General features: G+C 67.9%; 19 protein-coding genes and 1 pseudogene. 13 read left to right on the forward strand and 7 right to left on the reverse strand.

What is annotated here, in order from left to right:
* Positions 1–121 precede the first annotated feature (121 nt).
* The 3 genes from dnaJ to AC3WQZ_RS32950 all read right to left on the reverse strand — a co-directional run bounded on the left by dnaJ (position 122) and on the right by AC3WQZ_RS32950 (position 4,147).
* Positions 122–1,267 (reverse strand): molecular chaperone DnaJ, encoded by a 1,146-nt coding sequence (gene dnaJ / locus AC3WQZ_RS32940; RefSeq protein ID WP_010815033.1) that lies wholly within the window; start codon positions 1,265–1,267, stop codon positions 122–124.
* A 171-nt stretch (positions 1,268–1,438) separates the two neighbouring features.
* Complete coding sequence (gene dnaK / locus AC3WQZ_RS32945; protein WP_010815035.1) at positions 1,439–3,391, reverse strand: molecular chaperone DnaK; 1,953 nt, start codon at positions 3,389–3,391, stop codon at positions 1,439–1,441.
* A 189-nt stretch (positions 3,392–3,580) separates the two neighbouring features.
* Positions 3,581–4,147, reverse strand: a complete 567-nt coding sequence (locus AC3WQZ_RS32950) for a cob(I)yrinic acid a,c-diamide adenosyltransferase (protein ID WP_010815036.1) — start codon at positions 4,145–4,147, stop codon at positions 3,581–3,583.
* 317 nt (positions 4,148–4,464) lie between these two features.
* Between AC3WQZ_RS32950 and AC3WQZ_RS32955 the strand changes: the two genes are divergently transcribed.
* The 11 genes from AC3WQZ_RS32955 to AC3WQZ_RS33005 all read left to right on the forward strand — a co-directional run bounded on the left by AC3WQZ_RS32955 (position 4,465) and on the right by AC3WQZ_RS33005 (position 14,809).
* A complete protein-coding gene (locus AC3WQZ_RS32955; protein ID WP_010815037.1) occupies positions 4,465–5,895 on the forward strand; it encodes an FAD-binding oxidoreductase in 1,431 nt (476 codons plus the stop codon).
* 14 nt (positions 5,896–5,909) lie between these two features.
* On the forward strand, positions 5,910–6,800 hold the full coding sequence (locus AC3WQZ_RS32960; protein WP_011615985.1) for a LysR substrate-binding domain-containing protein: 891 nt from the start codon (positions 5,910–5,912) through the stop codon (positions 6,798–6,800).
* 12 nt (positions 6,801–6,812) lie between these two features.
* Positions 6,813–7,343, forward strand: a complete 531-nt coding sequence (locus AC3WQZ_RS32965; protein WP_010815039.1) for a GNAT family N-acetyltransferase — start codon at positions 6,813–6,815, stop codon at positions 7,341–7,343.
* A gap of 251 nt (positions 7,344–7,594) precedes the next feature.
* Complete coding sequence (locus AC3WQZ_RS32970; protein ID WP_010815040.1) at positions 7,595–9,109, forward strand: FAD-linked oxidase C-terminal domain-containing protein; 1,515 nt, start codon at positions 7,595–7,597, stop codon at positions 9,107–9,109.
* Between the two features lie 8 nt (positions 9,110–9,117).
* Positions 9,118–10,035 (forward strand): ion transporter, encoded by a 918-nt coding sequence (locus AC3WQZ_RS32975; protein WP_011615987.1) that lies wholly within the window; start codon positions 9,118–9,120, stop codon positions 10,033–10,035.
* A 27-nt stretch (positions 10,036–10,062) separates the two neighbouring features.
* Complete coding sequence (gene glcE, locus AC3WQZ_RS32980) at positions 10,063–11,166, forward strand: glycolate oxidase subunit GlcE (RefSeq protein WP_011615988.1); 1,104 nt, start codon at positions 10,063–10,065, stop codon at positions 11,164–11,166.
* Between the two features lie 43 nt (positions 11,167–11,209).
* Positions 11,210–12,463: a glycolate oxidase subunit GlcF gene (glcF, locus tag AC3WQZ_RS32985; RefSeq protein ID WP_439668237.1), complete on the forward strand. Its 1,254-nt coding sequence runs from the start codon at positions 11,210–11,212 to the stop codon at positions 12,461–12,463.
* 77 nt (positions 12,464–12,540) lie between these two features.
* The gene (locus AC3WQZ_RS32990) at positions 12,541–12,918 is read left to right on the forward strand and encodes a CidA/LrgA family protein (RefSeq protein WP_011615990.1); all 378 of its coding nucleotides are present in this window, start codon (positions 12,541–12,543) and stop codon (positions 12,916–12,918) included.
* Positions 12,915–13,640: an LrgB family protein gene (locus AC3WQZ_RS32995; protein WP_010815045.1), complete on the forward strand. Its 726-nt coding sequence runs from the start codon at positions 12,915–12,917 to the stop codon at positions 13,638–13,640. The genes AC3WQZ_RS32990 and AC3WQZ_RS32995 overlap by 4 nt, the downstream gene beginning before the upstream one ends.
* A gap of 85 nt (positions 13,641–13,725) precedes the next feature.
* Positions 13,726–14,097 carry a VOC family protein gene (locus tag AC3WQZ_RS33000; protein ID WP_010815046.1) on the forward strand — a complete coding sequence of 124 codons (372 nt, stop codon included), beginning with the start codon at positions 13,726–13,728 and terminating at the stop codon, positions 14,095–14,097.
* A 22-nt stretch (positions 14,098–14,119) separates the two neighbouring features.
* Complete coding sequence (locus AC3WQZ_RS33005) at positions 14,120–14,809, forward strand: helix-turn-helix transcriptional regulator (protein WP_010815047.1); 690 nt, start codon at positions 14,120–14,122, stop codon at positions 14,807–14,809.
* Between the two features lie 6 nt (positions 14,810–14,815).
* Here AC3WQZ_RS33005 and AC3WQZ_RS33010 read toward each other — a convergent pair whose 3' ends face one another.
* The 3 genes from AC3WQZ_RS33010 to AC3WQZ_RS33020 form a co-directional block, all read right to left on the reverse strand.
* A complete protein-coding gene (locus AC3WQZ_RS33010) occupies positions 14,816–15,310 on the reverse strand; it encodes a glutathione peroxidase (protein WP_010815048.1) in 495 nt (164 codons plus the stop codon).
* A 72-nt stretch (positions 15,311–15,382) separates the two neighbouring features.
* On the reverse strand, positions 15,383–16,522 hold the full coding sequence (locus AC3WQZ_RS33015; RefSeq protein ID WP_010815049.1) for a PilT/PilU family type 4a pilus ATPase: 1,140 nt from the start codon (positions 16,520–16,522) through the stop codon (positions 15,383–15,385).
* A 26-nt stretch (positions 16,523–16,548) separates the two neighbouring features.
* A complete protein-coding gene (locus tag AC3WQZ_RS33020) occupies positions 16,549–17,592 on the reverse strand; it encodes a type IV pilus twitching motility protein PilT (RefSeq protein ID WP_010815050.1) in 1,044 nt (347 codons plus the stop codon).
* Positions 17,593–17,655: 63 nt separating this feature from the next.
* On the opposite strand from AC3WQZ_RS33020, the gene AC3WQZ_RS33025 reads away from it, so the two are divergent.
* Positions 17,656–18,351 carry a YggS family pyridoxal phosphate-dependent enzyme gene (locus tag AC3WQZ_RS33025; RefSeq protein WP_492301968.1) on the forward strand — a complete coding sequence of 232 codons (696 nt, stop codon included), beginning with the start codon at positions 17,656–17,658 and terminating at the stop codon, positions 18,349–18,351.
* 46 nt (positions 18,352–18,397) lie between these two features.
* Positions 18,398–19,234 (forward strand): pyrroline-5-carboxylate reductase, encoded by an 837-nt coding sequence (gene proC, locus AC3WQZ_RS33030; RefSeq protein WP_492301970.1) that lies wholly within the window; start codon positions 18,398–18,400, stop codon positions 19,232–19,234.
* A gap of 99 nt (positions 19,235–19,333) precedes the next feature.
* On the opposite strand, the pseudogene AC3WQZ_RS33035 reads toward proC, so the two are convergent.
* Positions 19,334–19,502, reverse strand: a pseudogene (locus AC3WQZ_RS33035) (4-hydroxybenzoate octaprenyltransferase); the annotation flags it as partial.

Consider the following 19,502-nt stretch of genomic DNA (forward strand, 5'->3'; position numbering starts at 1 on the left):
ATGCTGGCTACCACGGGGAAATCGTCAGGAAAGGGGCGGTGGGGACAACCTTGGCATTATCGCGCGCCAAAAACAAAACCGGCCACGCTCGCACGTGGCCGGTCCGATACTGCAAACCCGGTCAGCTGAAGAAGCTCTTCACCTTGTCCAGCCAGGATTGCTCCTGCGGGCTGTGGCGCGAGCCGCCCTCATGCACCGAGCGGTCGAACTGGCGCAGCATCTCCTTCTGCGCCTCGGTCAGCTTGACCGGCGTCTCCACGTTCACATGCACATAGAGGTCGCCCGGATAGCCGGAACGCACGCCCTTGATGCCCTTGCCGCGCAGACGGAAGGTCTTGCCCGACTGGGTGGCTTCAGGCACCGGGAAGGTGGCCTTGCCGCTCAGCGTCGGCACTTCCAGGTCGCCGCCCAGCGCCGCGGTGGCGAAGGAGATCGGCATCTGGCAGTGCAGGTCGTCGCCGTCGCGCTCGAACATCGGGTGCGCCTTGATGTGGACTTCCACATACAGGTCGCCCGGCGGGCCGCCGTTGATACCCGGCTCGCCGTTGCCCGACGAGCGGATGCGCATGCCTTCGTCGATGCCGGCCGGGATCTTCACTTCCAGCGTCTTCTGCGACTTCAGCTTGCCCTGGCCGTGGCACTTGGTGCACGGCTTGGGGATGTACTTGCCGCTGCCGTGGCACTTCGGGCAGGTCTGCTGCATGGTGAAGAAGCCCTGCGACACGCGCACCTGGCCCGCGCCGTGGCAGGTCGGGCAGGTTTCCACGCTCGAGCCCGGCTCCGCGCCGTTGCCGTGGCAGTGGTCGCAGTCGTCCCAGTGCGGCACGCGGATCTGCGCCTCGTGGCCGTGCGCGGCCTGCTCCAGCGAGATCTCCATGCTGTAGCGCAGGTCGGCGCCGCGATAGGCCTGCGGGCCGCCGCCGCCGCGACGGCCACCGGCCTGCTGGCCGAAAATGTCGCCGAAGATGTCGCCAAAGGCCTCGGCGAAACCGCCGTAGCCCTGCGCACCGCCGAAGCCGCCCGCCATATTGGGGTCGACACCGGCATGGCCATACTGGTCGTAGGCCGCCTTCTTCTCCGGGTCGGAAAGCATCTCGTAGGCCTCTTTGACCTCCTTGAATTTTTCCTCGGCGATCTTGCCGTCCTTGCCTTCCGGATTGCGGTCCGGGTGGTACTTCATCGCGAGCTTGCGATAAGCCTTCTTGATCTCGTCGTCGCTCGCGTTCTTGCCTACCCCGAGCACTTCGTAATAGTCACGTTTTGCCATGGTGGCTCAAACCTTTTTGGCCGGCACGCACATGCGGCGCGATACCGGCGAATAGCAAAAAAGCCGAGCGAGGCATCCGACGGCGGTTTCCCGCTGGGTCCGATGGCCGCGCCCGGCGTCGGGGCGGGGGCGGTGCCGGCCAGTGCCTGCACCGCCGCCCGCGTGTCCCGATTACTTCTTGTCGTTGACTTCCTTGAATTCGGCGTCCACAACGTTGTCGTCCTGCGGCTGCGCCTGCTGGCCACCGGCCGCGCCGGCACCGGCAGCAGCACCGGCCGTGGCGCCTTCGCCAGCCTTGGCCTGCATGTCGGCGTAGACCTTCTCGCCCAGCTTCTGGCTGACTTCGGACAGCGCGTTGACCTTGGCATCGATCTCGGCCTTGTCGCCGCCGCGAGCGGCGTCTTCCAGTTCCTTGATCGCGGCTTCGATCTTTTCCTTCTCGCCGGCTTCCAGCTTGTCGCCGTATTCGGTGAGCGCTTTCTTGGTCGAGTGGATCAGCGCGTCGGCCTGGTTGCGGGCATCAGCCAGCTCGCGGGCCTTCTTGTCTTCCTCGGCGTTGGCCTCGGCGTCCTTCACCATGCGCTGGATCTCGTCTTCCGACAGGCCCGAGTTCGCCTTGATGGTGATCCTGTTTTCCTTGCCGGTCGCCTTGTCCTTGGCGCCCACGTGCAGGATGCCGTTGGCGTCGATGTCGAACGACACTTCGATCTGCGGCGTGCCGCGCGCTGCGGGCGGAATGCCTTCCAGGTTGAACTCGCCCAGCAGCTTGTTGCCGGAGGCCATTTCACGCTCGCCCTGGAACACCTTGATGGTCACCGCCGGCTGGTTGTCGTCGGCGGTCGAGAACACCTGCGCATGCTTGGTCGGGATGGTGGTGTTCTTGGTGATCATCTTGGTCATCACGCCACCCAGGGTCTCGATCCCCAGCGACAGCGGCGTCACGTCCAGCAGCAGCACGTCGGTACGGTCGCCCGACAGCACCGAGCCCTGGATCGCGGCGCCGACGGCCACGGCTTCATCCGGGTTCACGTCCTTGCGCGCTTCCTTGCCGAAGAACTCCTTGACCTGTTCCTGCACCTTGGGCATGCGGGTCATGCCGCCCACCAGGATCACGTCGTCGATGTCGCTGACCTTGACGCCCGCGTCCTTGATGGCGATGCGGCACGGCTCGATGGTGCGCGTGATCAGCTCTTCCACCAGGGATTCGAGCTTGGCGCGGGTCATCTTCAGGTTCAGGTGCTTCGGACCCGAGGCATCGGCCGTGATGTACGGCAGGTTGATCTCGGTCTGCTGCGAGCTCGACAGTTCGATCTTGGCCTTTTCAGCGGCTTCCTTCAGGCGCTGCAGCGCGAGCACGTCCTTGGACAGGTCCACGCCCTGGTCCTTCTTGAACTCGCTGATGATGTAGTCGATGATGCGCTGGTCGAAGTCTTCGCCGCCCAGGAAGGTGTCGCCGTTGGTCGACAGCACTTCGAACTGCTTCTCGCCGTCCACGTCCGCGATCTCGATGATCGAGATGTCGAAGGTGCCGCCGCCGAGGTCATACACGGCGATCTTGCGGTCGCCCTTCTCGTTCTTGTCCATGCCGAACGCCAGCGCAGCCGCGGTCGGCTCGTTGATGATGCGCTTGACGTCGAGGCCGGCGATGCGGCCGGCGTCCTTGGTGGCCTGGCGCTGCGAGTCGTTGAAGTAGGCCGGCACGGTGATCACGGCTTCGGTCACCGGCTCGCCGAGGTAGTCCTCGGCCGTCTTCTTCATCTTGCGCAGCACTTCGGCGGAAACCTGCGGCGGCGCCAGCTTCTGGTCGCGCACCGACACCCATGCGTCGCCGTTGTCGGCCTTGACGATGGAATACGGCATCAGGCCGATGTCCTTCTGGACTTCCTTCTCTTCGAACTTGCGGCCGATCAGGCGCTTGACCGCGTACAGGGTGTTGCGCGGATTGGTGACGGCCTGGCGCTTGGCCGGCGCGCCGACCAGGATCTCGCCGTCTTCCATGTAGGCGATGATCGACGGGGTGGTGCGGGCACCCTCCGAGTTTTCGATGACCTTGGGGGTGTTGCCTTCCAGGATCGCGACGCAGCTATTGGTGGTACCGAGGTCGATACCGATGATCTTACCCATTATTCTCTCCTCTTGAGCCGGCGCAATCCGCGCGGCTGCAATTCAACCTGAGGCCGAAATGTGGCCACCCGGGGGCTTTTCAAGGGCAGAACCGGCAAATCCGAGTAATTTTCTCGGTTTCTGCACGCTTTCAACGGCATCCGCCGCCGCAGGTTAAGCGGACGGCGCGGCGCGGCCGCCGAAAGTGGCCTATTCCATACCTCCTGGCGCGTCGCGATCGCGCTGCCACAACACGTCAGAACCGCCGCCGGCCCGGTTCAGCACCCGCGCCAGCACGAACATCAGGTCCGACAGCCGGTTCAGGTACTGGCGCGGGGCCTCGTTCAGTGGCTCGGCCGCGCCCAGCGCCACCAGCGCGCGCTCGGCACGGCGGCACACGGTGCGGCAGACATGGGCCTGCGCCGCGGCGCGGCTGCCGCCGGGCAGGATGAATTCGGCCAGCCGCGGCAGGTTGGCGTTGTAGTCGGCGAGCCAGGTATCGAGCTGCGCCACCTGCTCAGGCTTGAGCAGGGTGTAGCCCGGGATGGACAGCTCGCCACCCAGGTCGAACAGGTCGTGCTGGATATGCAGCAGGGCGGCGCGCACGTCGTCGGGCAGGGCCTCGGTCAGCAGCACGCCGACGTGGCAGTTGAGCTCGTCGACGTCGCCGATGGCGGCGATGCGCGGGCTGGCCTTGCCGGTGCGGCTGCCGTCGCCCAGGCCGGTGGTGCCGGCGTCGCCGGTGCGGGTGGCAATCTTGGACAGGCGGTTGCCCATGCCGGTCTCCTCGTAAGCGTGTGGTAGTCGTGGTCCGCCCTGCAACGCGGGGCGCCCGGGGGAAAGACGCATTATCGCGCCGGACCGCCTCGGCGCGCCAAGCGCTTGTGTCCCGGCGCTTGCTGTGCGGCTATCGGCCAGTACCGGCCGCCGCAGTGCCCGGCCAGGGTGCATGAGCCGCCGCGCGGCGTAGAATGCCGGTAGCCCCCATTCGTCGCCCATTCGATAACCGGGTCGCGCCCCTGCCGGCCAGACCGGAGCTTGCTCCGCAGCGCCGCCGCCGGCACCACCGTCGCGCCGACCCGCCGGAGACCCGCATGAACCACCCCACGCCGTCCGCCACGCTCGCCCGCCGTCCGCTGCCGCCCGCCTTCAGCGAAGCCCTGGCGGCGCGCTTCGGCGACCGCTTCACCACCTCCGCCGGCGTGTGCGAACACCACGGCCGCGACGAATCCCCGTTCCCGCCGGCCGTGCCCGACGCCGTGGTCTTCGCCCACAGCACCGAGGAAGTGGCCGAGGTGGCGCGCCTGTGCAACCAGCATGGCGTGCCGCTGATCCCGTACGGCGCGGGCTCGTCGCTGGAAGGCCATCTGCTGGCCGTGGCAGGCGGCATCAGCCTGGACCTGTCGCAGATGAACCGCGTGCTGGCGGTGCAGCCCGAGGACCTGACCGTGACCGTGCAGCCCGGCGTCACGCGCAAGCAGCTGAACCAGGAAATCAAGGACACCGGCCTGTTCTTCCCGATCGACCCGGGCGCCGACGCCTCGCTGGGCGGCATGTGCGCCACGCGCGCCTCCGGGACCAACGCGGTGCGCTACGGCACCATGCGCGAGAACGTGCTGGCGCTGACAGTGGTAACCGCCGACGGCCGCGTGATCCGCACCGGCACGCAGGCGCGCAAGTCGGCGGCGGGCTATGACCTGACCCGGCTCTTTATCGGCAGCGAAGGCACGCTCGGCATCATCACCGAGGTGACGGTGCGGCTCTACCCGCAGCCGGAGGCGATCTCCGCCGCGGTGTGCGCCTTCCCCAGCATGGGCAGCGCGGTGCAGGCGGTAATCCAGACCATCCAGCTGGGCGTGCCGGTGGCGCGCGTGGAGTTCGTCGATGCGCTGGCGATCCGCGCCATCAACCGCCACGACAACCTGACCCTGCCCGAGACCCCGCACCTGTTCTTCGAATTCCACGGCACCGAGGCCGGCGTGCGCGAGCAGGCCGAGACCGTGCAGCAGATCACCGCCGAGCACGGCGGCCAGGGCTTCGAGTGGGCCACCCGCCCGGAGGACCGCAGCCGGCTGTGGAACGCGCGCCATACCGCCTACTTCGCCATGCTGCAGCTCAAGCCGGGCTGCAAGTCGGTGACCACCGACGTGTGCGTGCCGATCTCGCGCCTGGCCGACTGCGTCACCGAGACCGAGAAGGACCTGAACGCCTCGGCGCTGCCCTGCCCCATCGTCGGCCATGTCGGCGACGGCAACTTCCACGTGGCGATCCTGGTCGATCCCGACAAGCCCGAAGAGATGGCCGAGGCCGAGGCCATCAACCAGCGCATCGTCGAACGCGCGCTGGCGATGGGCGGCACCTGCACCGGCGAGCACGGCGTGGGCTTGCACAAGCAGCGCTTCCTGGTGGAAGAACACGGCGAGGATGCGCTCGACGTGATGCGCGCGATCAAGGACGCGCTGGACCCCAAGCACATCCTCAACCCGGGCAAGATCTTCAGCGCCACGCGCGGCGGCTCGCAGTAAGGCGTGCCGAGCTGATGGCCTCCATGTTCAACCGCGTCCCGCCGCTGCACCTGCTGATCGCCTTCGAGGCAGCGGCGCGCCTGGGCAGCTTCGCGCGCGCGGCCGAAGAGCTGTCGGTCACGCCCAGCGCGGTCTCGCACCGCATCAAGAATCTTGAGGAGCTGTGGGGCGAAGACCTGTTCGTGCGCGCCAACGCGGCGCTGCGGCTGACCGCCGCCGGCACGCGCTACCTGCGCAACGTGCAGGACGCGCTCAAGTCGCTCAACGAGCTGGCGCGGCCCGAATACAACAAGCTGCGCACCCGGCTGCGGGTGGCGATCCCGCCCACCTTCGGGCGCCAGCACCTGGTGCCGCGCCTGCCCGAGTTCGGCGCGCTGTATCCGCATATCGACCTCGAGCTGCACCTGGCGATCCCGTTCCTAGACGTCAAGGCCGAGGACACCGATGTCGAGATCCGCTACGGCACCGGCCGCTACCCTGACCTGAAGACCACCCGGCTGCTGGTCGAGCCGGTGTTCCCGGCGTGCGGGCGCGAGTACTACGAGCGCGTCAACGGCCGCGCCATCACCAAGCCCGAGCACCTGCACGGCCTGGTTCTGCTGCGCAGTCCGCTGGAGCCGTGGAAGCCGTGGTTCGAGACTGCCGGGCTGGATTGGGCCGAGCCGCAGACCGGGCCGCAGTTCAACGACATCGGCCTGATGCTGGAGGCGATCGCGTCCAACCAGGGCGTGGCGCTGGTGCGCCAGCGCATGGCGCGGCACTGGCTGTCGCTGGGGCAGATGGTGCGGCTGCTGGAGGTGGAATCGGTCTCGCCACACGGCTACTACATCGTCGAGCGCGAACAGGCCCCGCTCAAGCCCGAGGCGCGCTATTTCGTCGACTGGCTGCTGAGCCTGGACTGGTAGGAGACTGACCCCATGGAAATCCGCTTGCTGACCCCCGCCGATGCCGCCGCCTTCCAGGCGCTGCGGCTGCACGGCCTGGCCGAAGCGCCGGAAGCCTTCGCTTCCAGCCTGGAGGAGGAACAGGACCGGCCGCTGGAAGTCGTCGCCGGGCGCCTGGCCGCGACCGAGGGCAAGGCCGTATTCGGCGCCTTTGTCGACGGCAGCGATGGCAGCGCGCTGGCCGGCGTGGTCGGGGTGATGCGCGAGGAAAACGCCAAGCACCGGCACAAGGCCTTTATCTGGGGCATGTACGTGGCCCCGGGCTGGCGCGACCGCAAGCTCGGCCGCGCGCTGATGGAGCGGGCCATGGAACAGGCCGCCGCCATGCCGGGCGTGCGCCAGGTGACGCTGTGCGTCAATGCCGGCAGCGCGGGCGCGGTGCGGCTGTACGAGTCGCTCGGCTTCGTGCGCACGGGGCTGGAGCCGGATGCGCTGTACGTCGCGCCGCACTTCCACGACAAGCTCGACATGGTCTGCTTCCTGCCGCAGCCGCCGGCACGCTGAGTCCGGCCGGACCGCCTTCCCTGCACCCGCGCTGCGGTGTACGCTGGACTTGCGTCGCCTGCCAGGAGTGATTTCCCGCGCAGCCATGATGAGCATTTTTGATCGGCCTGCCATGCGGAATTCACGTGTCCCGTGGTGCCCGCGCCAGGTGCCCTGCGCTATAGTCACCCGTCCCCGCGGCAGGCCCTGCGTTGCCGCGACCGGCAGGCCGCGCACCGGCCGCCATCCAGGAGGCCCCACAGGAGTCGTTCATGAATGCCCCGCACGAAGCCCAAACCATCGCCCCCGACGGCGCCCATGCCACGGCCGAAGGCCGCCGCAGCGCGCTGCTGGCCGGCCTGGCGCAGATCCTGCCGGATGCCGCGCTGCTGTGGAAGCCGGAAGACACCGTCCCCTATGAATGCGACGGCCTGGCCGCGTACCGCCAGGTGCCGATGGCCGTGGCCCTGCCCGACACCGAGGAACAGGTCTGCGCGATCCTGCGCCTGTGCCACAAGCTGGGCGTGCCGGTGGTGCCGCGCGGCGCCGGCACCAGCCTGTCGGGTGGCGCCATGCCGATCGCCGAGGGCCTGGTGCTGTCGCTGGCCAAGTTCAAGCGCATCCTGTCGGTCGATCCGTACTCGCGCACCGCGGTGGTCCAGCCGGGCGTGCGCAACCTGGCGATCTCCGACGCCGCCGCACCCCACAACCTGTACTACGCGCCGGACCCGTCCTCGCAGATCGCCTGCACCATCGGCGGCAACGTCAGCGAGAACTCCGGCGGCGTGCACTGCCTGAAGTACGGCCTGACCGTGCACAACGTGCTGCGCGTGCGCGCGGTGACGATGGAGGGCGAGGTGGTGGTGTTCGGCTCCGAGGCCCCCGACTCGCCGGGCCTGGACCTGCTGGCCGTGCTGATCGGCTCCGAAGGCATGCTGGCCGTGGTCACCGAGGTCACGGTGCGCCTGATCCCCAAGCCGCAGCTGGCGCAGGTGATCATGGCCTGCTTCGACGATGTCGAGAAAGGCGGCAATGCGGTGGCGGACGTGATCGCCGCCGGCATCATCCCGGCCGGACTGGAAATGATGGACAAGCCCGCCACCGCCGCGGTCGAGCAGTTCGTGCATGCGGGCTATGACCTGGATGCCGCCGCCATCCTGCTGTGCGAATCCGACGGCACCCCGGAAGAAGTGGCCGAGGAAATCGAACGCATGAGCGCGGTGCTGACGGCATCGGGCTGCACCCGCATCGTGGTCTCGCAGAACGAAGCCGAGCGCCTGCGCTTCTGGAGCGGCCGCAAGAACGCCTTCCCCGCCGCCGGCCGGATCTCGCCGGACTACTACTGCATGGACGGCACCATTCCGCGCAAGCACATCGGCACGCTGCTCAGGCGCATCGAAGCCATGGAGCAAAAGTACGGCCTGCGCTGCATCAACGTGTTCCATGCCGGCGACGGCAACATGCACCCGCTGGTGCTGTTCGATGGCGCGGACCAGGACCAATGGCACCGCGCCGAGCTGTTCGGCGCCGACATCCTGGAAACCTGCGTGGAACTGGGCGGCACCGTCACCGGCGAGCACGGCGTGGGCGTGGAAAAGCTCAACTCGATGTGCGTGCAGTTCTCGCCCGCCGAGCGCGATGCCTTCTTCGGCGTCAAGGCCGCCTTCGACCCGGCGCGGCTGCTCAACCCGGACAAGGCCATCCCCACGCTGGCGCGCTGCGCGGAGTACGGCAAGATGCATGTGAAGCGGGGCCTGCTGCCGCACCCGGAACTGCCGCGCTTCTGAGCCACGCCATGTCCAGCCCACGCCGACGCCAGCAGCAGGAAGCGTTCGTCCGCCAGCGCCTGGGGCAGCCCGAGGCCGGCTGGCGCCAGCGCTGGTACACCATCATCTTCGAGGCCGATACCCGCGAGGGCCGGCTCTTCGATGTCGCGCTGCTGCTGGCCATCGTCGCCAGCGTGACGGTGGTGATGCTCGACAGCCTGCCCGCGGTGAACAACCGCCTGGGGCTGGCGTTCACCGTGCTGGAATGGATGTTCACGCTGTTCTTCACGGCCGAGTACGTGATGCGCATCCTGGTGGTGCGCCGGCCGTGGCGCTATGTGTTCAGCTTCTACGGCATCATCGACTTCGTCTCGATCATGCCGACCTGGCTGGCCTTCTTCCTGCCCGAGCTGCATTTCCTGATCGACGTGCGCCTGCTGCGGCTGCTGCGCGTGTTCCGGATCCTGAAGCTGACCGTGTACTTCGAGGAAGCCGAGATCCTGTACCGCGCGCTGGTCAACAGCCGCCGCAAGATCTTCGTGTTCCTGGGCACGGTGTTCATCATCACGGTGATCCTGGGCACGGTAATGTACGTGGTGGAAGGCCCGCAGCACGGCTTCACCAGCATCCCGGTCAGCATGTACTGGGCGGTGGTGACGCTGACCACCACGGGCTTCGGCGACATGGTGCCCAAGACCCCGCTGGGGCAGTTCATCACCTCGCTGACCATCCTGCTGGGCTACGGCATCATCGCCTTCCCCACCGGTATCGTCGGCGCCGAGCTGGCCGCCAGCATCCTGAAGCGGCCGCTCACCACGCGCACCTGCACCCATTGCCTGACCGAGGGCCACGAACCCGACGCCGGCTACTGCAAGCATTGCGGCAGCCAGCTGCCCGAATACCAGAACGACCGGCCGGAAGTGCCCGGCGGACCTGCCGGCTCCTGAGCCGGCCTTCCCTACCCCACGACGCATATGCAAGCCACCCTCGACGCCATCCGCGACGCCGTCAGGCAAGCCACCGAGACCCGCACCGCGCTGCGGCTGCGCGGCGGCGGCAGCAAGGACTTCTACGGCCAGCCCGCCGCGGGCCAGCTGCTGGACACGCGCGCCTATGCCGGCATCGTCGACTACGACCCGGCCGAGCTGGTGATCACCGCGCGCTGCGGCACGCCGCTGGCCGAGATCGAGGCGGCGCTGGCCGAGAAGCGCCAGATGCTGGCCTTCGAGCCGCCCCATTTCGCACTGCCGGGCCAGCCCAGCACCGCGACGCTGGGCGGCGCCGTGGCCGCGGGATTGTCGGGCCCGCGCCGGCAGTCGGTGGGCGCGCTGCGCGACTTCATGCTGGGCGCGCAGCTGATGGACGGCCGCGGCGAGGTGATGGACTTCGGCGGCCAGGTGATGAAGAACGTGGCGGGCTATGACGTGTCGCGGCTGCTGGCGGGCTCGCTCGGCACGCTCGGGCTGATCCTGCAGGTGTCGGTCAAGGTGCTGCCGGCACCGTTCGACGAGGCCACGCTGCGCTTCGAGCTGGCGCAGGCCGATGCCATCGAGCACCTGAACCGTTGGGGCGGCCAGCCGCTGCCGCTGGCGTCTTCGGCCTGGCACGCGGGCGTGCTGCACGTGCGCCTGGCCGGCGCCACCGCCGCCGTGCGCGCCGCGTGCGTCAGGCTGGGCGGCGAGCGCGTGGACGCTGCGGAAGCCGCGGCGCTGTGGCAATCGCTGCGCGAGCAGACCCACCCGTTCTTCGCCCCCGCCCAGGCGGGCCGCGCGCTGTGGCGCCTGGCGGTGCCCACCATCGCCGCGCCGCTGGCGCTGCCGGGCCCACAGCTGATCGAATGGGGCGGCGGCCAGCGCTGGTGGCTGCCCGAGGACGGCACTGACAAGACCGATGCCGAAAGCGTGCGCGCCGTGGCGCAGGCCGCCGGCGGCCATGCCACGCTGTTCCGCAATGGCGACAAGTCAGTGGGCGTGTTCACGCCGCTGGCCTCGCCGCTGGCCGCGATCCACCGCCGCCTGAAAGAGACCTTCGACCCGGCCGGCATCTTCAACCCGCAGCGCATGTACCCCGGGCTCTGACCCGGCACGTCCAGGCATCCCCCCGGCACAACCTCCCCACACCATGCAAACGAACCTGGCCGATTTTCTTCGCAACACGCCCGAAGGCGAGGAAGCCAAATCCATCGTCGGCAACTGCGTGCATTGCGGCTTCTGCACCGCCACCTGCCCCACCTACCAGTTGCTCGGCGATGAGCTGGACGGCCCGCGCGGGCGCATCTACCTGATGAAGCAGGTGCTGGAAGGCCATGCCATCACCGAAAGCACGCGCCTGCACCTGGACCGCTGCCTGACCTGCCGCAACTGCGAATCGACCTGCCCGTCGGGCGTGCGCTACGGCCGCCTGGTCGATATCGGCCGCAAGCTGGTCGACGACAAGCTCGAGGCCGAAGGCGTGCAGCGCCCCGCCCGCGAGCGCATCGCGCGCTGGGTGCTGCGCGAGGGGCTGACGCGCCCGGCGCTGTTCGGCACGGCGCTGCGCCTGGGCCAGATGGTGCGGCCGCTGCTGCCGGGCACGCTGCGCAACAAGGTGCCGGCGCTGTCCAGCACCGCCGCGCCCGGCACGTGGCCGCGCAATGCGCATGCACGCAAGATGTTGTTGCTCGACGGCTGCGTGCAGCCGGCAATGTCGCCCAACATCAATGCCGCAACTGCGCGTGTGTTCGACCGTGTCGGCGTACAACTGCTGGTGGCGCGCGAAGCCGGCTGCTGCGGCGCGATCCGCTTCCACACCGGCGACCACGACGGCGGCCTCGACAATATGCGCCGCAACATCGATGCCTGGTGGCCGCATATCGAGGACGGCGCCGAGGCCATCGTGATGACCGCCTCGGGCTGCGGCGCGATGGTCAAGGACTACGGCCACCTGCTGCGCAACGATCCGAAGTACGCCGAGCGCGCCCGCCGCGTCTCGGCGCTGACGCGCGACCTGTCCGAAGTCTTGCCGGACTTTGCCGACGAGCTGCACACCCTGGCCGGCGCGGTCCCGCGCGACAACCGGCGCGTGGCTTACCACCCGCCCTGCACGCTGCAGCACGGCCAGCAGATCCGCGGCAAAGTCGAAGCGCTCTTGACCGGCCTCGGCGTCGAAGTCAAACTCTGCGCTGACAGCCACCTGTGCTGCGGCTCGGCGGGCACTTATTCGGTGTTGCAGCCGGAACTGGCCTACCGCCTGCGCGACGACAAGCTCGCCAAACTGCAGGCCACGCAGCCCGAAGCCATCGTCTCGGCCAATATCGGCTGCATCTCGCACCTGCAGGGCGGCACCGGCACCCCGGTGATGCACTGGATCGAACTGGTCGACAAGATGCTCGGCTAGCGCGGGCGGGCAGCATGGGCGGCAGCGCGCATCCTTCCGGACGCGCGCCGCGCACCTGCGACCAAACGCCACGCCCCATGCTCCAGACCTTTGCAATCCTGTTGGTTTTCCAGTCCATCGGTGAGGTGATCAGCTACGCGCTGACCCTGCCGGTGCCCGGCCCCGTGCTGGGTATGATCCTGCTGTTCGGCTGGCTCGCCTTCGACGACCGCCTGCTGCCCATCATCCAGGGCACCACCACTGAGCTGCTCAAGCACCTGTCGCTGCTGTTCGTGCCGGCCGGCGTCGGCATCATGGTCCATGCCAACCGCATCGAGGGCGAATGGATGCCGATCCTGGTGGCGCTGGTGGTGTCCACCTGGCTGGCCATCGCCACCACCGCCGTGGTCACGCGCATGCTGATGCGCAAGCGCGCCGATGTCCCGCCCGCCGATGCGAAAGGAGAGCAGGCATGATGACGCCCCGCCTCAACGAGATCTGGGTCTACCTGGCCGCGAGCCCGCTGGTCGGGCTGACCGCCACGCTGCTGGCCTACGTCTTTGCCTTCCGCATCTATGAGCGTTCGCGCTTCTCGCCGCTGGCCAACCCGGTGATGATCGCGGTGGCGCTACTGGTCACGGTGCTGACCGTCACCGGCACGCCCTACAAGACCTACTTCGACGGCGCGCAGTTCGTGCACTTCCTGCTGGGGCCGGCCACGGTGGCACTGGCGGTGCCGCTGTACCTGCAGCTGCCCAAGCTGCGCACCCATGTGTTCCCGCTGCTGGCAGGACTGGTGGCGGGCTCGGTGGTGGCGGTGGTGTCGGCGGTGGGAATTGCCTGGCTGCTGGGCGCATCGCCCGAGACCGTGCGCTCGCTCGCGCCCAAGTCGGTGACGATCCCGATCGCCATGGGCGTGGCCGAGAAGATCGGCGGGCTGCCCTCGCTGACCGCGGTGCTGGTGATGGCCACCGGCATCATCGGCGCGGTCAGCGCCACCAGCGTGCTGAACCTGCTGCGCATCCGCGACTACAGCGTGCGCGGTTTCGCCACCGGCGTGGCGGCCCACGGCATCGGCACCGCTCGCGCCTTCCAGGTCAACCAGGAAGCCGGCGCCTTTGCCGCGCTGGGCATGGGCCTGAACGGCGTGCTGACGGCGATCATGGTGCCGGTGATGGCGGCGTGGATGCCACACTGACACGCTCCTGACAGCACGCTGTCAGCAGCCCCCGCGCATGATGCGAGCTCCCCACTCCCCTTCACCTGGAACCAAGGAGTCTGTCATGAGCAACCGTCTGATCAACTGGCTGGAAATCCCCGTCGTCGACATGAGCCGCGCGGTCGGCTTCTACGAGCAGGTGTTCAATATCCAGCTGCGCCGCGAGACCATGAGCCAGGTCGACATGGCCGTGTTCCCCCACCCCGACCCGGGCGGCGCGCTGGTCGCCGGCGAGGGCTATCGCCCCAGCAACTACTACGGCGCGGTGCCGTACCTGCATGCGCCGGAACTGGATGTGCTGCTGGAGCGCGCCGCGCGCGCCGGCGGCAAGACGGTGTTCGGGCCGCTGCGCCTGCCGGGCGAGATCGGCCGCATCGCCCATATCACCGACAGCGAAGGCAACCGCATCGGGCTGCACGAGCCCGTGGCCGCCTGACCCCGATGGCAAGCCGCCCCCGATGAGCCGCCGCGCCGACCGCCTGTTCCAGATCGTGCAGGTGCTGCGCGGCCGCCGCCTGACCACGGCGGCGCTGCTGGCGCAGCGGCTCGGGGTATCGGAACGCACCGTCTACCGTGATATCCAGGCGCTGTCGCTGTCAGGCGTGCCGGTCGAGGGCGAGGCCGGCATCGGCTACCGGCTGCGCGCCGACTTCGATGTCCCGCCGCTGATGTTCACCGCCATGGAAGTCGAAGCACTGGTCGCCGGCCTGCGCCTCCTGAAAGCCTGGGGCGGCGGCGCGCTGGCCGCCGCGGCCGATCCCGCGCTGGAAAAACTGATGGCCGCGCTGCCGCCGCCGCGCCGGCTGGCAGCGCAGCAAAGCCGCGTGTTCGCGCCGGAATACGTCAACCAGGCGCATGTGCGCGAGGCCTTCGACGTGGTACACGGGGCGCTGGGCGAACAGAAATTGCTGCTGCTCGACTATTGCGATGTGCAGCAGCGCATCACCGAACGCGTGGTGATGCCGCTGGGCCTGTTCTTCTGGGGCAATGCCTGGTTGCTGGCGACGTGGTGCACCACGCGCTCGGACTATCGCAGCTTCCGGCTGGACCGCTGCCGCGCCATCCGCATGCTGGACGACCATTTCCACGAAACGCCCGACCGCTCGCTCAACGGTTTCCTGCGCGCGGTGCGCGCCAGCGGCACCTAGTCCCGCTCAGGCAGCCGGGTCGGACAGCAGCATCTCGATATCGGCGCGCAGCTCGTCGGGCTTGGTGGTCGGCGCATAGCGCTTGAACACCGTGCCGTCGCGGCGCAGCAGGAACTTGGTGAAGTTCCATTTGATGCCCTGGGTACCGAGCACGCCACGCTTTTCCGTGGTCAGCCACTGGTACAGCGGATGGGCGTCGGCACCGTTCACGTCGATCTTGGCGAACATCGGGAAGCGCACCGCAAAGCGCGTTTCGCAGAACTGGCCGATCTGCTGCGCATCGCCCGGCTCCTGCTTGCCGAACTGGTTGCACGGGAAGCCCAGCACCTCCAGGCCGCGCTCGTGGTATTCGTCGTAGAGCTTCTGCAGGCCCTCGTACTGCGGCGTGAACCCGCATTCGCTGGCGGTGTTGACGACCAGCATCACCTTGCCCTGGAACTGCGACAGCGGTACCGGCTGGCCGGCCAGCGAGTTGGCTTCGAACTGGTAGACATTGCTCATGGCAGACTCCTGGGGCCGGAACTGGCCCTTGCGTGGCCCAAGCATAACGCCATGCGCATCACCGTGCACGAATCAGATGACATTGAGATGCTCGGTGCCGGCACCCAGGTCGGTGTCCTTGGCGCTCGCGCTGTGCAGCTTGATCATCAGGCGCAGGTCGTTGAGCGAGTCGGCATTGCGCAGCGCGTCCTCGTAGGTGATCTTGCCTTCCTCGTACAGGTCGAACAGCGCCTGGTCGAACGAGACCATGCCCTGCTCGCGCGACTTCTTGATGACTTCCTTGAGCTCGTGGATCTCGCCCTTGAAGATCAGGTCGGCCACCAGCGGCGTGCCGATCATGATCTCCACCGCCGGCACGCGCCCCTTTTTGCCGGCGCGCGGCAGCAGGCGCTGCGAGATCATCGCCTTCAGGTTCAGCGACAGGTCGATCAGCAGCTGCTGGCGCTTTTCCTCGGGGAAGAAGTTGACCACGCGGTCGATCGCCTGGTTGGCATTGTTGGCGTGCAGCGTGGCCAGGCACAGGTGGCCGGTCTCGGCGTACTGCATCGCGTACTCCATGGTCTCGCGGTCACGGATTTCGCCGATCAGGATCACGTCGGGCGCCTGGCGCAGCGTGTTCTTCAGCGCCACGTGCCAGGACTCGGTATCGATGCCGACCTCGCGCTGCGTGACGATGCAGTTCTGGTGCGCATGCACGTACTCGATCGGATCCTCGATGGTGATGATATGGCCGTACGAATGCGCGTTGCGGTGATCCAGCATTGCCGCCAGCGTGGTCGACTTGCCCGAGCCGGTGGCGCCGGTCACGATCACCAGCCCGCGCTTGGCCATCACCACCTCATGCAGCGTCGCCGGCAGGTCCAGGTCGGCCACCGAGGGAATGCGCGTATTGATGGTGCGCACCACCATGCCGGCCTTGCCCTGCTGGATAAAGGCCGACACGCGGAAGCGCCCGGCCTTGGGCGCGGTGATCGCGAAATTGCATTCGCGGCTGGTGTCGAAGTCCTGCACCTGGCGCTCGTTCATCACCGAGCGCACCAGGCCCAGCGCCTGGGTCGGGTTCAGCGGCTGCTGCGACACCGGCTTGATCTTGCCGTCGACCTTGATCGCCGGCGGGAAGTCAGAGGTAATGAACAGGTCCGAGCCGCGGTTGCTGACCATCAGCTCCAGCAGGTCGTTGATGTACTTGGCGGCGGATTCGCGATCGAGCATGTCGGTGTCCTGCTGGGGAGCGGGCCTCAGCCCATGAACGCGTCGGGGTTCTTGGCGATGGCGCGCGCGTCGTTGTAGCTGATGACGCTGCGCTTGATCAGGTCAGACAGGCACTGGTCCAGCGTCTGCATGCCCAGCCCGCTGCTGGTCTGCATCATCGAGTACATCTGCGCGATCTTGTTCTCGCGGATCAGGTGGCGGATCGCGGGCGTGGCGATCATGATCTCGTGCGCGGCGGTGCGGCCATTGCCGTCGCGCGTCTTCAGCAGCGTCTGCGAGATCACCGCCTCCAGCGATTCCGACAGCATGGTGCGCACCATGTCCTTCTCTTCGGGCGGGAACACATCGACCACGCGGTCGATGGTCTTGGCCGCTGAGCTGGTGTGCAGCGTGCCGAAGACCAGGTGGCCGGTCTCGGCCGCGGTCAGCGCCAGGCGGATGGTTTCCAGGTCGCGCAGCTCACCCACCAGGATCACGTCCGGGTCTTCACGCAGTGCCGAGCGCAACGCGTTGGCAAACGAATGCGTGTGCGGCCCCAGCTCGCGCTGGTTGATCAGGCTCTTCTTGGAGCTGTGCACGAATTCGATCGGGTCCTCCACCGTGAGGATGTGGCCCATGTCGCTTTCGTTGCGATGGTCGACCATCGCCGCCAGCGTGGTGGACTTGCCCGAGCCGGTCGGGCCCGTCACCAGCACCAGCCCGCGCGGCTTCATGCACAGGTCGGCAAACACCGCGGGCGCGCGCAGCTCTTCGAGCGTGAGCACCTTGGAGGGAATGGTACGGAACACCGCGGCGGCGCCGCGCTGGGTGTTATAGGCATTGACCCGGAAGCGGGACAGGCCGGCGATCTCGAACGAGAAATCGATTTCGAGGCGTTCTTCGTAGGCCTTGCGCTGGGTGTCGCTCATGATGTCGTACACCATGGCGTGGACATCCTTGTGCGTCATCGAGGCGATGTTGATCCGGCGCATGTCGCCGTGGATCCGCACCATCGGCGGCATGTCCGCGGAGAGATGAAGATCAGACGCCTTGTTCTTGACAGCGAAAGCCAATAGCTGCGCGATGTCCATCTATAATGACCCCACCCTAGTTATCAGTACTTTGCGTACTTTCTTTTGTATGTTCGCCGGATTATGTCTGTAATTGCCGCCAACTTGCAAGCCGTTCACCAGCGCATCGCGGCGGCCGCACAACAAGCCGGCAGACAGCCCGCGGACATCGCCCTGCTGGCGGTTTCCAAGACCGTTCCCCCCGACCGCATAAGGGCCGCATACGCCGCCGGACAGGTCGCTTTCGGCGAAAACTACGTCCAGGAAGGCGTCGACAAGATCGCCGCGCTGGCCGACCTGCGCCACCGCGTGCAATGGCATTTCATCGGCCCGCTGCAGAGCAACAAGACCCGCCTGGTGGCGGAGCATTTCGACTGGGTGCACGCCGTCGACCGGCTCAGGATCGCCGAGCGGCTGTCGGCCCAGCGCCCGGCCGGCATGGCCGCGCTGCAGGTCTGCATCCAGGTCAATATCAGCGGCGAAGCCAGCAAGAGCGGCGTCGCCCCGGCAGAGGTGCCCGGCCTGGCACATGCCGTCGCCGCGCTGCCAGGCCTGCGCCTGCGCGGGCTGATGGCCATCCCCGAGCCCGAGCACGACCCCGCCGCGCAGCGCCGCCCGTTCGCGGCCATGCGCGCCATGCTGCAGGCGCTGCGCACCGACGGCCTGGACCTCGACACGCTGTCGATGGGCATGTCGGGCGACATGGAAGCCGCCATCGCCGAGGGCGCCACGCTGGTGCGGATCGGCACCGCCATTTTCGGAGCGCGCCAATACCCGTAGTCCGGCGCGCCCAGTCCATTCCCTTCAAGCCCCCCAACGGATCTCCATGCTCGATACCCTTACCTTTGGCTTTCTCGGCGGCGGCAACATGGCCACCGCACTGATCGGCGGCCTGATCGCCCGCGGCGTGCCGGCCGGCTCGATCCGCGTGGTCGACCCCTTCCCCGAGGCCCAGCAACGCCTGGCGCGCGACCTCGGCGTGCATGCCGCCGGCGCGCCGGATGCCGCCTTCGGCGCCTGCGACGTGCTGGTGCTGGCGGTCAAGCCGCAGCAGTTCCGCGACGCCGCGGCGCAGCTGCTGCCGATCCTGCCGGCCAGCGGCAAGGGCAACCTGGTGATCAGCGTGGCCGCCGGCATCCGGCTGCAGGACATGGAGCGCTGGCTGGACGGGCGCGCCCGGCTGGTGCGGGCGATGCCGAATACGCCGGCGCTGGCCGGCATGGGCATGACCGGGCTGGCCGCGCCGGTCGGGCTGTCGGCCGAAGACCGCGCGATCGCCAGCGCGGTGGCCGAGGCCGTCGGCAAGTGCGTATGGGTGGATGGGGATGACCAGATCGATGCGGTCACCGCCATTTCCGGCAGTGGGCCGGCCTATGTCTTCTACTTTATCGAGGCGATGGAACGCGCCGCCACCGAGCTGGGCCTGACGGCGGAGCAAGGCCGCGAACTGGCGGTAGAGACCTTCCGTGGCGCTGCTACCCTGGCCGGGCAGTCTTCCGAGCCGGTGTCGACGCTGCGTGAGCGCGTGACGTCCAAGGGCGGCACGACGTATGCGGCGCTGACGGCGATGGAGGCTTCGGGCATTGGTGATGCCTTCGTGCGCGCGATGCATGCTGCCGCGGCGCGGGGCAAGGAGATGGGGGCGGAGTTCGGGAAGGATTGAGGCGCGGCCAAACCGCGGGCGCTCTGACCTGGCCGCCGCCCCATGTGAACGCTCCCCTCTCCCGCAAGCGGGAGAGGGGAGAAAACCAGCGGGATCTAATCAGCGAATTGCATAAGCCACCGCCGTCCCCGCAAACACACAGGCCCCCAGCCAGTTGTTATGCCGGAACGCCGCGAAACACCGCATCCGGTCGCGGTCACGAATCAGCGTGTAATGATACCCGGCGCAACCCGCAGCCGCCGCCAGCCCCACCCAGTAAGGCCACCCC

It is taken from the genome of Cupriavidus sp. FW305-26 (assembly GCF_058787975.1).